This is a genomic window from Streptomyces sp. RK9 (assembly GCF_045070545.1).
Taxonomy (GTDB): Bacteria; Actinomycetota; Actinomycetes; order Streptomycetales; family Streptomycetaceae; genus Streptomyces; species Streptomyces alboflavus.
The window spans coordinates 3,865,042-3,878,494 of record NZ_CP173703.1; the positions used below are offsets into that span (position 1 = coordinate 3,865,042).

The 13,453-nt window shown below is 71.8% G+C and carries 14 protein-coding genes and 1 pseudogene; 8 read left to right on the forward strand and 7 right to left on the reverse strand.

The genetic code is table 11. The features are described from left to right. Positions 1–244: 244 nt before the first annotated feature. From AB6L24_RS16015 to dhaK, 4 genes are all read right to left on the reverse strand, one after another. Positions 245–655 carry a PTS fructose transporter subunit IIA gene (locus tag AB6L24_RS16015; RefSeq protein ID WP_405655918.1) on the reverse strand — a complete coding sequence of 137 codons (411 nt, stop codon included), beginning with the start codon at positions 653–655 and terminating at the stop codon, positions 245–247. Beyond that, entirely contained in the window at positions 648–791 is a 144-nt protein-coding gene (locus AB6L24_RS16020; protein ID WP_405655919.1) for a hypothetical protein, read from the reverse strand. The genes AB6L24_RS16015 and AB6L24_RS16020 overlap by 8 nt, the downstream gene beginning before the upstream one ends. Then, a complete protein-coding gene (dhaL, locus tag AB6L24_RS16025; protein ID WP_405655920.1) occupies positions 784–1,395 on the reverse strand; it encodes a dihydroxyacetone kinase subunit DhaL in 612 nt (203 codons plus the stop codon). The genes AB6L24_RS16020 and dhaL overlap by 8 nt, the downstream gene beginning before the upstream one ends. An 82-nt stretch (positions 1,396–1,477) precedes the next feature. Next, positions 1,478–2,470 (reverse strand): dihydroxyacetone kinase subunit DhaK, encoded by a 993-nt coding sequence (gene dhaK / locus AB6L24_RS16030; RefSeq protein WP_405655921.1) that lies wholly within the window; start codon positions 2,468–2,470, stop codon positions 1,478–1,480. Positions 2,471–2,721: 251 nt separating this feature from the next. On the opposite strand from dhaK, the gene AB6L24_RS16035 reads away from it, so the two are divergent. Continuing rightward, positions 2,722–3,456 (forward strand): ASCH domain-containing protein, encoded by a 735-nt coding sequence (locus tag AB6L24_RS16035; protein ID WP_405655923.1) that lies wholly within the window; start codon positions 2,722–2,724, stop codon positions 3,454–3,456. 55 nt (positions 3,457–3,511) lie between these two features. On the opposite strand, the gene AB6L24_RS16040 is transcribed toward AB6L24_RS16035, so the two are convergent. Continuing rightward, entirely contained in the window at positions 3,512–3,838 is a 327-nt protein-coding gene (locus AB6L24_RS16040) for a hypothetical protein (protein ID WP_405655924.1), read from the reverse strand. Between the two features lie 650 nt (positions 3,839–4,488). On the opposite strand from AB6L24_RS16040, the gene AB6L24_RS16045 reads away from it, so the two are divergent. The 4 genes from AB6L24_RS16045 (at position 4,489) to AB6L24_RS16060 (ending at position 8,963) form a co-directional block, all read left to right on the forward strand. Further along, entirely contained in the window at positions 4,489–5,931 is a 1,443-nt protein-coding gene (locus tag AB6L24_RS16045) for an MFS transporter (protein WP_405655925.1), read from the forward strand. Between the two features lie 243 nt (positions 5,932–6,174). After that, entirely contained in the window at positions 6,175–7,032 is an 858-nt protein-coding gene (locus AB6L24_RS16050; protein ID WP_405655927.1) for a hypothetical protein, read from the forward strand. Between the two features lie 23 nt (positions 7,033–7,055). Then, the gene (locus tag AB6L24_RS16055) at positions 7,056–7,604 is read left to right on the forward strand and encodes a carboxymuconolactone decarboxylase family protein (RefSeq protein ID WP_405655928.1); all 549 of its coding nucleotides are present in this window, start codon (positions 7,056–7,058) and stop codon (positions 7,602–7,604) included. 84 nt (positions 7,605–7,688) lie between these two features. Further along, positions 7,689–8,963, forward strand: coding sequence for an MFS transporter (locus AB6L24_RS16060; protein ID WP_405655929.1), 1,275 nt, complete (start codon positions 7,689–7,691; stop codon positions 8,961–8,963). 33 nt (positions 8,964–8,996) lie between these two features. Here the strand turns inward: AB6L24_RS16060 and AB6L24_RS16065 are convergent, their stop codons facing one another. Continuing rightward, positions 8,997–9,332 carry an ArsR/SmtB family transcription factor gene (locus AB6L24_RS16065; protein ID WP_405655931.1) on the reverse strand — a complete coding sequence of 112 codons (336 nt, stop codon included), beginning with the start codon at positions 9,330–9,332 and terminating at the stop codon, positions 8,997–8,999. 171 nt (positions 9,333–9,503) lie between these two features. On the opposite strand from AB6L24_RS16065, the gene AB6L24_RS16070 reads away from it, so the two are divergent. From AB6L24_RS16070 to AB6L24_RS16080, 3 genes are all read left to right on the forward strand, one after another. Next, positions 9,504–10,646: an FAD-dependent monooxygenase gene (locus AB6L24_RS16070; RefSeq protein WP_405655933.1), complete on the forward strand. Its 1,143-nt coding sequence runs from the start codon at positions 9,504–9,506 to the stop codon at positions 10,644–10,646. Positions 10,647–10,754: 108 nt separating this feature from the next. Further along, complete coding sequence (locus tag AB6L24_RS16075; protein WP_405655934.1) at positions 10,755–11,387, forward strand: RNA polymerase sigma factor; 633 nt, start codon at positions 10,755–10,757, stop codon at positions 11,385–11,387. After that, positions 11,380–12,345 (forward strand): CU044_5270 family protein, encoded by a 966-nt coding sequence (locus AB6L24_RS16080; RefSeq protein WP_405655935.1) that lies wholly within the window; start codon positions 11,380–11,382, stop codon positions 12,343–12,345. Before AB6L24_RS16075 ends, AB6L24_RS16080 begins: the two co-directional genes overlap by 8 nt. A 45-nt stretch (positions 12,346–12,390) precedes the next feature. Here AB6L24_RS16080 and AB6L24_RS16085 read toward each other — a convergent pair. After that, a pseudogene (locus tag AB6L24_RS16085) lies at positions 12,391–13,452 on the reverse strand (ABC transporter ATP-binding protein); the annotation flags it as partial. Position 13,453 lies beyond the last annotated feature (1 nt).

Here is a 13,453-nt window from a genome sequence, read left to right on the forward strand (position 1 = left end):
GGGGGTCCGTCGCACGGTCGTGCCTTCCACTCGACGCGATTGGTCCGGACCAATTTGACAGGGGTGACGGGGGCACATCAAGGGGTGGGGTGGAACGGGGGTGCGGGGGAGGGCGGTTCACGGGGGCGGTGGGCGTGCGGGGGGCGGCCGGCCGGTGGGGCGGTGGCCGCGGAGCCGGCGGGCCGACCGTGCTGAGGCACGGCCTCCGCCGCCGAGGCCTCTCGCACCTTCCGGTGCGCGTACGTCACACCTTCCGGTACGCGTAGGCCTCCCGCGCCGCCGCCTCCACCGCCGCGATGTCCGCGCCCGCCGACGCCGTCACGACCGCGGCCACCGCACCCTCCACGAAGGGCGCGTCCACGAGGCGGGCGCCGTCCGGGAGTTCGTCGCCCTCGGCGATCAGGGCCTTGACGGTGAGGACGGCGCTGCCGAGGTCGACGAGGATGGCGACGCCCGCGCCCCGGTCGACCCGGTGCGCGGCGGCGGCGATCAGCTCGGAGCTGGTGCCGAGGCCGCCGCCCTCCGTGCCGCCCGCGGCGGCCACCGGTGCGGTGCCGCCCCCGGCGAGCCCCGTCGCGAGCGTCGCCACGGACTCGGCGACGGGCCCGCTGTGGGAGACGAGCACGATGCCCACGAGCTTGTCGCCGTCACTCATGGGTGTGCTCCTCGCCGGTCGTACGTCTGTGTCCCCCGCTGCTCGTACGGTCGTGTCCCTCCCCGCCCGTGCGGTCGTGACCGTCACCGCTCCTGCCGTCGTGGCCCTCGCCCCCGGCACCCTCTCGGTCACGCATGCCCCGCCCCCTCCGCGGTCTCGGCCAGCGCCTCGAACAGCAGGGCCGACGACGTGGCGCCCGGGTCTTGGTGGCCGATGCTGCGTTCGCCGAGGTAGCTCGCCCTGCCCTTGCGGGCCTGGAGCGGTGTGGTCGCGAGGGCGCCCTCGTGGGCGGCGGCGCGGGCCGCGGCGAAGGAGGTGGGGAGCGCGTCGACCGCGGGGACCAGGGCGTCCAGCATCGTCTTGTCGCCGGGTGCCGCGCCGCCGAGCGCGGCCACCGCGTCGACGCCGGTGCGCAGGGCGTCCGCGAACTCGGCCTCGCCGACCTCGGCCGCGTCGCCGAGCGCCTTGCCCGTGCGCCGCAGCAGCGTGCCGTACAGCGGCCCCGACGCGCCGCCCACGGTGGAGATCAACTGCCGTCCCGCCAGGGTCAGGACGGCGCCCGGGGTGTCGGGGACCTCCTTCTCCAGGGTGGCGGCGACGGCGGTGAAGCCGCGCTGGAGGTTGCTGCCGTGGTCGGCGTCGCCGATGGGCGAGTCCAACTCGGTGAGCCGCTCCGCCTCACGGTCGACGGCCGCGGCGGCGGTGGTCAGCCAGCGGCGGAAGAAATCGGCGTCGAGCACGGGTACTCCTTGCGTTGTCGGTGCGCCGGGGCGGTGGCCCGGGGCGGTGGCAGGGTGATCGGGTGCGGGGCCGGACCGGCGGTCACATGCCCCAGCGCAGCCCCGCGGTGCGCACGGGCGCGTCCCAGAGGCGCAGCAGTTCCTCGTCGGCCCGGCAGAGCGTCACGGAGGCGCCGGCCATGTCGAGGGAGGTGACGTAGTTGCCGACGAGGGTGCGGGCGACGGGGACCCCCCGCTCGCCGAGTACGCGCTGGACCTCCGCGTTGAAGCCGTACAGCTCCAGGAGCGGGGTGGCGCCCATGCCGTTGACGAGGACGAGGACCGGGTCGTGCGAGGCGAGGTCGTCGAGGACGGCGTCGACGGCGAAGTCGGCGATCTCACGGGACGTCATCATGGCGCGCCGCTCGCGGCCCGGCTCGCCGTGGATGCCGACGCCGAGCTCCAGCTCACCGGCGGGCAGGTCGAACGTGGGGGAGCCCTTCGCGGGGGTGGAGCAGGCGCTGAGGGCGACGCCGAAGCTGCGGGAGTTCTCGTTGACGCGGCGGGCGACGGCCTCGACGCGCTCCAGGGGCCTGCCCTCCTCGGCGGCGGCGCCCGCCATCTTCTCCACGAACAGGGTCGCGCCGGTGCCGCGCCGTCCCGCCGTGTACAGGCTGTCGGTCACGGCCACGTCGTCGTTGACGAGGACCTTGGCGACCTGGATGCCCTCGTCCTCGGCCAGCTCGGCGGCCATGTCGAAGTTCAGCACGTCACCGGTGTAGTTCTTCACGACGAACAGCACGCCCGCCCCGCTGTCCACGGCCGCCGCGGCCCGCACCATCTGGTCGGGCACGGGCGAGGTGAACACCTCACCGGGACACGCGGCCGACAGCATCCCCGGCCCCACGAACCCCCCGTGCAGCGGCTCGTGCCCCGACCCGCCCCCCGACACCAGCGCGACCTTCCCGGCGACGGGCGCGTCCGCCCGCGTGATCACACGGTTCTCCACGTCGACGGTCAGCTCCGGATGCGCCGCCGCCATCCCCCTGAGCGCGTCGGCGACCACGGTCTCCGCCACGTTGATGAGCATCTTCACGGGTACCTCCTGGAGAGATCGGCAGGCGTGCCTATGGCTTGCTCTTGACGAGGTCAGAGCGCGTACGGCGAGAGGTGACCGCACTTCCTGTTGACGGCAGTATCGGTCTTGCGGCAGCGAAGGTCACGCGTACGTCGGCGCTTCGCGCCCCTGCCGGTACCTCGATGTCACGCCGCCGACCACGCCGAGGGTGAGGCTCACCGGAGCAATTGTGTGGAGGGGCCCGGCTGAGTCGATCTAGGGTCGGCGCCATGGTCTCCATGAAGCTCTTCGACTCCGAGCGCCGCGTCATCGAGGCTGCGGAGCGGCTCGCTGCTGCCCTCGGCAGCGATCCGAACCACACCGTGGCCGCAGCGGCGATGGACACGGCCGGCAGGATCCATGAAGCGGTCAACGTCTACCACTTCACCGGCGGGCCGTGCGCCGAGCTCGTCGTACTCGGTGCCGCCGCAGCCACAGGAGCCGGCCCGCTCGTCACCATCGCCGCCGCGGGAGATCGGGGTCGCGGCCTGATCCCGCCGTGCGGCCGCTGCCGCCAAGCGCTGCTCGACCTCCATCCCGACGTCTTCGTCGCCGTACCGACCGACGACGGGTCGGCCCTGCGCCCGATCCGAGAGCTTCTGCCGGACGCCTACTTCTTCCCCGGTGCGGACGCGCGTCGAATTGTTCGGTTCCACAAGCGCTACTACGAGGACATCGCCACCGCGCGGAAGACCTCCACGGTCCGCTACGAAGATCCGATCGCCGCGGGGCCCGCGATCTTCCTCTTCGAGGACGACGAAGCCCACCGCACGTTGAACGGCACCGTCACCGGCGTCGAACGCCACCGTCTCGATCGCCTCACCGCCGACCAGGCTCGGCGCGATGGCTTCACGAGCATCGACCAGCTCAAGGAGGCCCTCCAGGGCCACTATCCCGACCTGCCCTCCGATGCCGAAGTCGAATTCGTGACGTTCACGGTCGAAGCGCCTGACGCCGTGGAGTGATGCGGCGTGGACAGCCCGATGGCGGGACATGGCCGGTGAGTGGCCTGGCAGGCGATCAAGGACCGTGCCGCCAGGTCGACGACTTCTCGGCGTTATCGAACACCAGGCCGGTTGTTCGGGGCAGGTAGCCCGGCTGCAGCCGCACCGCCGAGTCGAGGCCCCCGTCGACCTGGAGCAGTCCGCCGCCGACGCGCGCCGCCACCCAGGACCCGTCCCGCCTGACCGGCTGCGCGGGGTGGCCGAAGACGTGCCCTTCGCCGCCGTGTGCGGAGGCGTCCGCCAGCGGCAGCCGGGCGGGCCCCGCGCCCGCCGGAGCCGGCTCGCCCACGATCCGGAGCCCGGCGATGTCACCGCCCGCGGTGCCCGAGCGCGGCGGTGGCACCCCCAACTCCAGACGGCAACTGCGCAGCGGGGCCCCGTCCGCGTCCCCCAGGAGCGGAACTCGACGGGCAGGAGCAGCTCGGCGTCCGGCTGCGGCTGCTCCCTCCGGTCCCGGCCGAGGGCCTGCTTGACGACATGGGCGCAGGTCAGGAGCCGGTCGTCGGTCACAAGGAACCCGGTGCCGACGGCACGGTGCGTGCCGAGAGCGAGGATCCGCACGATGAACCCGGACCGGTCCGCATAGCGCCGTCGCACGCGAACAGGCCTCCGTCGCATGGTCCGGCGACACGTCCCGCGTCAGCGCGGCCGCCTGCTGCGGCGACGGGCACAGCGCGCCGAGCGCCTCCTTCGACGTGGCCCCGGCCCGGGCCGTGGCCGACGAGCCGTCGGTGCCGGCGAGCAACTGCATGCACCTACCCCGGATCTGCTGCTTCGCCAGTCCCTCACGAGTTCAGATTCTGCCGAGCGACGGGCGCTCGTGGGCGACAACGGTGAAACCGCGACGGCTCGTGCGGCGGCAGAGGCCTGAAGGCCCCCGCGTCGGCGAGGAGGACCGATCTCGCGCCCAGCTCCGTTGTATACCCCCTAGGGGTATGTTAGGTTCCCGCTCGGAGATGCCCCGGAGGGGTATCCGAGAGAGGGGATGGGATCATGTCGACAAGCAACCCGAAACGATGGTGGGCACTGCTCGTGCTCGCCACCGCCCAGTTCATGGTGATCATGGACACCAGCATCATCGGGGTGGCGCTTCCCGAGATGCAGCGTGAACTCGGCTTCTCCCAGGGCGAGTTGCAGTGGGTCTTCAACGCCTATGTCATCGCCTTCGGCGGTCTCCTGCTGCTGGGTGGTCGGCTGTCCGACCTCTTGGGTGCCCGCAAGGTCTTCAATGCGGGCTGGGTCGTCCTGATAGCGGGCTCTGTCGTCGCCGCGGCCGCGCAGACCGCCTGGGTCGAGGTCGTGGGCCGTGCCGTACAAGGCGTCGGCGGGGCGCTCATCGCGCCTGCCGCCATGACGCTGCTGATGATCCTCTTCGCCCATGACCCGAAGGAGCTGGGCAAGGCGATGGCGCTCTACGGCGCCGCGGCCCCCGCCGGCGGCACGGCGGGTGTGTTCCTGGGCGGTGTGTTCACCGAGTGGCTCAGCTGGCCCTGGATCTTCATCATCTATGTCCCGATCGGCGTCGCCACCCTCGCGGCCACCAAGCTGCTGCCCGCCGTCGAGCCCCGCCGCGGCCGAGTGGACGTACTCGGTGCCGCATCCGTGACCGCGGGTCTGGCCCTCGCCGTGTTCGCCATCGTCCGCGCGGAGCACGTCGGTTGGGGATCCAGCGCCACCGTTCTGCAGCTCGTGGGCGCCGCCGCCCTGCTGGTCCTGTTCTTCACGATCCAGAGATCGACGGGTCAGCCGCTGATGCCGCTCGGCATCTGGCGGGTGCCGCGCCTGGGATCCGCCAATCTGGCGATGGCGCTGCTCGGCGCCGCGTGGATACCGATGTGGTACTTCCTCAACCTGTACCTGCAACAGGTGCTCGGCTACGGGGCGTTCGCCTCCGGCGCGGCGCTGCTGCCGATGACCGTGCTCCTGATGATCTTCATGACGGCGATCACCGCGAAGCTGCTCGCGAGGTTCGGCGCCAAGCCGCTCATCGGCGGCGGACTGCTCGTCCTCGCGGCAGGGCTGCTGTGGCTGTCGGCCGTCGAGCCGACCGGTTCGTTCGCGGTCGACGTCCTGCCCGCCTCGCTGGTCGCGGCTCTCGGCATGTCGCTCGCGTACATCCCGGCGATGATGGCCGCCATGTCCGGTGCCCCGCAGGAGCAGGCGGGCCTGGCCTCAGGGATCGTGAACACCACCTACCAGGTCGGTTCGGCCCTCGGCTTGGCTGCCCTGACTGCCCTTGCCGCCTCGCAGGGCGCGGGACAGCTGGGCGACCTGCCGGCGCTCACCGACGGCTTCAGTGCCGCGTTCCTGGGCGCCGCCGCGATCGCGGCGGCGGGAGGTCTCGTCACTCTCCTGGTGATGCGTGGCGACAAGGCCGCAGTCGCCGCGCAGCAGGCCGACGCTCCGCAGTCCACGGGCGAGCAGATCGGCGTGTAGCCGGTGGGCTGCCGGCCTGCCGCGCGCGACACGGTTCGCAGGGGCCGCTCGATGTCTCGACGGACGATCGAGCGGCCCCTTCGTGCTGTGGTGCGGTCATCGGTGCTGCTCCGGTGGGCCCGGCCATGGGCTCGTGAGATTTCCAGCGTCGAGGCTGGTCGAGATACCCCCTGGGGGTATATAGTTCTGATCAACGGCCTGAGCGGACGACGCCAGAAGGCCCATCACACCTTTGGAGATGTCATGACGAACCACGCCGCACACGACCAGGCCGGCCACGGTGCCCACGGCGCGCACAGCGGTCATGGCGGGGCCCAGCCCGGCGGCCTCTCGGTCTCGGTGGACGGATACACCCTCGAGCTCGACTCGACGATCCGCACCGCCGGCGTCCAGCCGGTCAGCTTCAGGGTGATCGGTCCCGACGGGCGGGCGGTGACCGAGTTCGTGCCCGAGCACGAGAAGGAGTTGCACTTCATCGCGGTGCGGCGCGACACGGCCGGGTTCCAGCACGTGCACCCGGTGCGGGACGAGAAGGGCACCTGGAGCACCGAACTGGCCCTGGAGCCGGGGGACTGGAGGCTCTTCGCGGACATCCACCCGGCCGGGCACGACGGGACCATGACGCTGGGGATCGACGTCGCGGTCGCCGGGGCGTACGACCCGCGGCCGCTTCCCGAGGCCACCGGCACCGCCCGGATCGGCGAGTACACCGTCGCGCTCGACGGCGAACTCCTGCCTGGCGAGGCGAGCGAACTCACCCTGACCGTCAGCCGCGACGGCCGCCCCGTCACCGACCTGCAGCCCTACCTGGCCGCGTACGGGCACCTGGTGGCCCTGCGGGTCGGCGACCTGGGCTACCTCCACGTCCACCCGGAGGGCGAACCCGGTGACGGCACCACCGCGCCGGGACCCGAGATCGCCTTCATGGCGGTCGCGCCCACGGCCGGCATCTACCGGCTGTTCCTGGACTTCCAGCACGACGGAGTCGTCCGGACGGCCGAGTTCACGGTGCGGACCGCCGCGGCCACCCCGCACGCGGACGCCGCACCCGAGCACGGGAGCCACCACCACGGCCCCCACGCACACCACGCCCACCACTGACCGGCCGCACCGGAAGGAGCGTCATGCCCCGCCTGACCCCCCTCACCCCCGACACGGCGGTCGGCGCCTCACGCGACCTCCTCGCCGACCTGGTCTCCCGCCATGGCCAGATCGGCGACATGGTCTCCACGATGGCGCACTCCCCGGCCGTACTCGGCGGATACCTCCAGCTCAGCCGCGCCATGGGACGAGCCAAGCTCGACCGCCGGATCAGCGAACGGATCTCGATCGCCGTCCAGACCGTGCAGGGCTGCGGACTCTGTCTCGACGCGCACGTGAGTGCCGCCCGCGCCCTGGGAGTCGACGAGGGCGAGATCGAGCGAGCCCGCGCGGGCACGTCGGCCGATCCCGCGATCGCGGCGATCATCACCCTCGCCCTCCAGGTCCATCGCGAGCCGACGTCGATCACCGACGAACAGGTCATCGCGCTGCGGGCGCACGGCTACAGCGACCGCGCGATAGCCGACGTCGTCGGCGTCGTCGCACTGAACATCCTCACCGGCGCCTTCAACCTCCTCGCCGGCCTCACACCGGGGGCCGGCCTCACCGCGGGGAGCGACACCGGTGCGTAGAGAAGACACCCCCGCCTGTACGCGCGGGGCACGGCCCGCACCCCGGGGCCGTGCCCCGCCGCATGGACACGGAAGGAACCCGTCATGCGGCTCTTCGCCATCCGCGACTACCGCCACCTGTTCGGCGCCCAGGTCATCGCCCTGTTCGGCACCGGCCTTACCACGGTGGCCCTCGGACTGCTCGCCTACGACCTCGCAGGACCGCGCGCCGGGATGGTCCTCGGCACCGCCCTGACGATCAAGATGGTCATGTACGTGGTCATCGCCCCGCTGGCCGCCGCGTACGTCGACCGGCTTCCCCGAAGAACCCTCCTGGTCCTCCTCGATGTGGTCCGCGGCGCGGTGGTCCTGGCGCTGCCGCTGGTCACCGAGGTCTGGCACATCTACGTCCTGATCGGCCTGCTCCAGGCGGGCTCCGCGGCGTTCACGCCGACGTTCCAGGCCGTCATCCCCGACATCGTCACCGACGAGTCCGACTACACGCGTGCCCTGTCCGCCTCCCAGGTCGCCTCCACCATGGAGAGCCTGCTCAGCCCCGTCCTCGCAGCCGTCGCCCTCACCTTCATGAGCTTCGACCTGCTGTTCCTCGGCACCTCCGCCGGATTCCTCGTCTCCGCCCTGCTCGTCCTGTCCACGCGCGTCCCCGACGCCCGCCCCAGCACCCACACCAAGGCGTGGGACAAGGCGGCATCCGGGATCAGGACCTTCCTCAGGACGCCGCGACTGCGCGGCGTCATGGCGCTCAACCTGGTGGTCGCGGCGGCGGGTTCGATCGTCGTCGTCAACACCGTCAACCACGTCCGTGACGGACTCGGCGGCTCGCAGTCGGACGTCGCCTGGATGCTCGCCGCCTCCGGCACCGGAACCCTCGTGGCCGCCCTCGCACTGCCCCGCGTTCTCGACCGGATCGCCGCCCGCACCGTCATGATGACCGGCGCCGGAGTCCTCGTCGGCGGTACGACCGCCGCGGTCACGCTCATCGCCACCGGCCTGGCCACCTGGACCGGAACGGCGGTCGTCTGGACCGTGATCGGCATCGGCATGGCACTGATCATCACGCCGACCGGCAAGGTCCTGCGCGCCTCCGTCGGCCGGAACGCGATCCCCGAGGCGTTCGCGGCCCAGTTCTCCCTCTCCCACCTGGCCTGGCTGATCACCTACCCCGTCGCGGGCTGGCTCGGCACGAACACCGGCCTCACCGCCGCCTGGTCCGTCCTCGCGGTCCTCGCCGGAGGGGGAGCGGTCGGCGCCCTCCTGCTGTGGCCGCGCCACGACGGACGAGGAGCCACGACCAGCCCCGTGACACCCGCCCGGCACGCACCCGCCGAGGACAGGTCCACCCTGACCAAGGCCGCGTGAAGCGCTTCGACGGTCTGCGTCGCCCACCCGCGCTCAGCGAGGAGCGGAGTCGCCCGGAGGCTCTGCTCCCAGGAGGGCGAGCAGCCCGGGGAATCTCTTCTCGATGTCCGCGCGTCGCAGCCGGACGCCCTTGCGGTTGCCGTAGTCGATCTCGTCGATGAGACCCGCCTCGCGCAGGACGCGGAAGTGGTGGGTCTGGGTCTGCTTCGAGATCGGAAGGTCGAACGAGTTGCAGCCCCGCTCGTTGTCGCTGCGGTCGGCGGCCAACTGCGTCAACACCGAACGACGGTGCTCGTCGGCGAGGGCGCGGAACACCGCACCCAGATCGAGTGCGTCGGCCTCCGGGCCGACCAGGTTCTTCCCGGTCACGCGGCACCCCCTTCAGGTACGACTTGAATCGTACCTGAAGAGTGTGCTCCACTCAGGTACGAAAGGTTTCGTACCTGGGTCCGGTCGCGCTGCCCCGTGCCGCCGCGCCCCGGGACCCGGCCCCGGCACTCGTCGGGGACCTGGTCGTCGACACTCCGAGAGGTCATCGTCATGAAGAAGCCCGAGGTGCTGATAGTCGGTGCCGGAATCGCAGGGCCCGCACTCGCGTACTGGCTCTCCCGGCGCGGCTACCGGCCGACGGTCGTCGAACACGCCCGGCAACTGCGCTCCGGTGGCAGCGCGATCGTGGTGAAGGGGCCCGCGATCCCGGTCGCCGACCGCATGGGCATCCTCCCGGAGCTCCGCGGGCTCGCCACCCGCAATCGGTCACTGACCCTGCTCGACCCCGGCGGCCGGCGAATCCTGCGACTCCCGCTCGCCTCGGACGGGGCGCCGACGGTCGAGGTGACCCGGGCCGACCTGTCCGAGGTGCTCCACCGGTCGGCGCGGACCGAGGCCGAGTTCATGTTCGACGACACGGTCACCGCTCTCGACCAGGACGGAGGCGGGGTCGATGTCACCTTCCGGCGGTCCGCGCCACGGCGCTTCGACCTGGTGGTCGGTGCCGACGGTATGCACTCCACCGTACGGCGCCTGGTGTTCGGCCCCGAGCGGCAGTTCGCGGGCGACCTGGGCCTGTACGGCGCGACCGTGCCGCTGGAACCCGACGCCGTCGAGGACCCGAGCGAGATGACGATGCTGACCGTGCCGAACCGGATGCTGGTCCTCCACCCCTCGCGGACCACTCCGCTCGCGATCTTCACGTTCCGGGCCGCGCAACCGGCGCCTCACGACCGCAAGAACGTCGCCCTGCACAAGCAGACCGTGGCCGAGGCCTACGCCGATGTGCGGTGGCGGGCGCCGGAACTCGTGGCGGCGTTCCTCGACCACCCCGCCCCGTACTTCGACCCCCTGACCACCGTCCGGGTGCCGTCGTGGTCCCGCGGCCGGGTCGTACTGCTCGGGGACGCGGCGGCGGCGACAGCGCTGCTGGGTGACGGGTCCAGCATGGCGATGGCGGGTGCGTACGCTCTCGCGGAAGAGCTCGCCGCCCATCCCGGTGATCACGCCCGCGCCTTCGCCGCCTACGAGTCGCGGATCCGCCGTGAGGTGGGTCCGCGGCAGCGACGCGTCGGCCTGCTCTCCAGGCTCATGGTGCCGCGCACCCGGCCGGGCCTCGCGGTGCGCAACGCGGTGGGCCGCGCGGTCGTTCGCACGAACCGGGTCGCCTCTCGTGAAGCCGCGAACCGGTAGACCGAGTCCGCGCCGACCGGGTCAGAGGGAACCGGTTCGGCGCGAGGGGCGAAGGACAGGTGAAAGCCCAAGTATTCGAGCATCGTCCCTTGGACGAGAGGAGCCCCGATGACCGTCGAACCAGGCGTCGGCATCGGCACCGCGCGTGCCGATGCCGAGAGCGACGCCTCAGTGATCGTGCGGTCCCGGGATGAGCCCGAGGCGTTCGCCGCGCTCTTCGACCGGCACGCCGACGCCGTGCACCGCTATGCGGCCCGCCGCCTCGGCGGCGAGGTCGCCGATGACCTCGTGGCGGAGACCTTCACCACCGCGTTCCAGCAGCGGCACCGCTATGACCCGGCCCGCGGCACGGGCACCGACGCCCGGCCCTGGCTGTTCGGCATAGCGACCAACCTGATCGGCCGGCACCGGCGGGCCGAGGCCCGCCGGTTCAAGGCCATGGCCCGCATCCCGGCCCCCGCCGACCACGACGAGCCGCTGGCCGACCGGGCCGCGGACCGGGTGGTGGCGCGGGCCGCGGGACGCGACCTCGCGGCGGCCCTTGCCGCGCTGCCCGCTCGGCACCGGGACGTGCTGCTGCTGGTGGCCTGGGGGGATCTCAGCTACGGGGAGGCGGCCCAGGCCCTCGGCATTCCCGTGGGCACGGTCAGATCACGGATGCACCGGGCTCGCGGCAAGCTGCGCGAAGCGTTGGGCGGATCCAATCCGACGGCACTGCGAGAGGTATCCGACCATGCATGACGAACTCGAACTCTTGAGGGAGTGGGACGCGGACGCGGCCCCGCTCACCGGTCCGGCCAGGGACCGGGCCCGGCACCGGCTGCTCAACGCGATGGCCCACGCGGACAAGCCCGCCGGCACCGGCCCGAGTCGCCGCCGTGCACTGCGCTTCGCGACGGCCGCGGTGGTCGCCACGGCGGTCACGGGGACGGCGGTGCTGATCGGCACGGACGGCTCCGGCGAGGGCGGCGCACCGGGCACGAGCACCCCGCGGGTGCAGAACGCCGCCGCGGTGCTGAACGGGGCGGCCGCGTGGGAGCGCAAGCAGGAGAAGCAGCCGGTGGCGCCGCGCGACGACCAGTTCATCTACTCGAAGCGGATCATCAAGGAGACCGAGCAGAAGACCGGCGAGGTCAAGACCTACACCGACGAGATGTGGGACTCGGTGGACGTCTCCAAGCCCTCCTTGTCCATGGAACTGGGCCGTGAGATGTGGGAGGAGTCCGGGGGGGAGGTGTGGCCACCCCGGAAGTGGAGCGAGCTGAAGAAGCTGCCCCAGGACCCGAAGAAGCTCATCTGGTCCATCCTCTCCCTCGGCTCCCGCGTCAAGTCCGACGACCGGCCGATCAGCGACCTCGACAAGCTCCAGCGGTACGAGGCCTACTGGCTGCTCGGCGAGCTCCTGAAGAACCCGGTGCTGCCCCAGGGACTGCGCCCCGCGGCGTACGAGGCACTCGCCCTCGTGCCCGGCGTCAAGACGATCCCAGGAGTGAAGGACTCCGCCGGACGGACCGGGGTGGGGATCGCCCACACCGGACGCGAGCCCTACGAAGGCAAGTACCTGATCTTCGACCCGGCCTCGTATGAGTTCCTGGGCTTCCGCGACGAGCGGACCTCGGCTTCCGGCAAGAAGAAGTACGCCCAGCTGTCGCACGTCGTGGACTGGGGGATCGTCGACCGGGTGAGGCAGCGCCCGTAGGTCATTGCCCCACGGCCGGGCCCCGGATCAGCCGCGCTGGACCGGCGGAGCCGGGGCCTCGGCGTCCTCCACGTGATGGCAGGCCACCCGCCGGCCGTCCCGCACCTCCAACAGCGGCGGTTCGGCCGTCCCGCAGATCTCCGTGGCCTTCCAGCACCGCGTGTGGAAGCGGCAGCCGCTCGGCGGGGAGATCGGTGAGGGCACGTCGCCGTTGAGGAGGATGCGGCCGCTCTTGGCGTTCTTGCGCCGGGGGTCCGGGATCGGGACGGCCGACATCAGGGCCTTGGTGTACGGGTGCAGTGGCGCCTTGTAGAGCGCGTCGCGGTCGGCCAGTTCGACGATCTTGCCGAGGTACATCACCGCGATCCGGTCCGAGACGTGCCGGACGACCGAGAGGTCGTGCGCGATGATCACGTAGGTCAGGCCGAGCTCCTCCTGCAGGTCTTCCAGGAGGTTGACGACCTGCGCCTGGATCGACACGTCGAGGGCGGAGACCGGCTCGTCGGCGACCACGAGCTTCGGTCGGAGGGCGAGCGCGCGGGCGATGCCGACGCGCTGGCGCTGACCGCCGGAGAACTCGTGCGGGTAGCGGTTGTAGTGCTCGGGGTTGAGGCCCACGACCGAGAGGAGCCGCTGCACCTCCTTCTTGACGCCGCCCGGGGGCGAGACGCGCTGGAGTCCGAAGGGGGCGCCGACGATGGTGCCGATGGTGTGGCGCGGGTTCAGCGAGGAGTAGGGGTCCTGGAAGATCATCTGTACGTCGCGGCGCAGCGGCCGCATGGCGCCGGTGCCGAGGTGCGTGATGTCCCTGCCCTCGAACTCGACCGTCCCGGCGGTCGGTTCGAGCAGCCGTGTGATCAGCCTGCCCATCGTCGACTTGCCGCACCCGGACTCGCCGACGACGCCCAGCGTCTCGCCCGGCCGGACCTCGAAGTCCAGCTCGTCGACCGCGCGGACGGCGCCGGCCTGCCGCTGGAAGAGGCCCTTCTTGATCGGGAAGTGCTTCCGCAGTCCCGTCACCTTCAGCAGGGCTTCGCCGTCGTGCTTCATGGCGGGGGAGGGGGCTGGGGCGGGGGAGGTGCCGTCGCTTCGGTCGGGAATCGTCATG

Bases quoted from the DNA above. Each gene is read 5' to 3' on its own strand.
- AB6L24_RS16050 (WP_405655927.1), top strand. From the start codon at position 6,175: ATGACGAACCACGCCGCACACGACCAGGCCGGCCACGGTGCCCACGGC.
- AB6L24_RS16020 (WP_405655919.1), bottom strand. From the start codon at position 791: ATGCGTGACCGAGAGGGTGCCGGGGGCGAGGGCCACGACGGCAGGAGC.
- AB6L24_RS16075 (WP_405655934.1), top strand. From the start codon at position 10,755: ATGACCGTCGAACCAGGCGTCGGCATCGGCACCGCGCGTGCCGATGCC.
- AB6L24_RS16055 (WP_405655928.1), top strand. From the start codon at position 7,056: ATGCCCCGCCTGACCCCCCTCACCCCCGACACGGCGGTCGGCGCCTCA.
- AB6L24_RS16060 (WP_405655929.1), top strand. From the start codon at position 7,689: ATGCGGCTCTTCGCCATCCGCGACTACCGCCACCTGTTCGGCGCCCAG.
- AB6L24_RS16035 (WP_405655923.1), top strand. From the start codon at position 2,722: ATGGTCTCCATGAAGCTCTTCGACTCCGAGCGCCGCGTCATCGAGGCT.
- AB6L24_RS16015 (WP_405655918.1), bottom strand. From the start codon at position 655: ATGAGTGACGGCGACAAGCTCGTGGGCATCGTGCTCGTCTCCCACAGC.
- AB6L24_RS16070 (WP_405655933.1), top strand. From the start codon at position 9,504: ATGAAGAAGCCCGAGGTGCTGATAGTCGGTGCCGGAATCGCAGGGCCC.
- AB6L24_RS16045 (WP_405655925.1), top strand. From the start codon at position 4,489: ATGTCGACAAGCAACCCGAAACGATGGTGGGCACTGCTCGTGCTCGCC.
- AB6L24_RS16080 (WP_405655935.1), top strand. From the start codon at position 11,380: ATGCATGACGAACTCGAACTCTTGAGGGAGTGGGACGCGGACGCGGCC.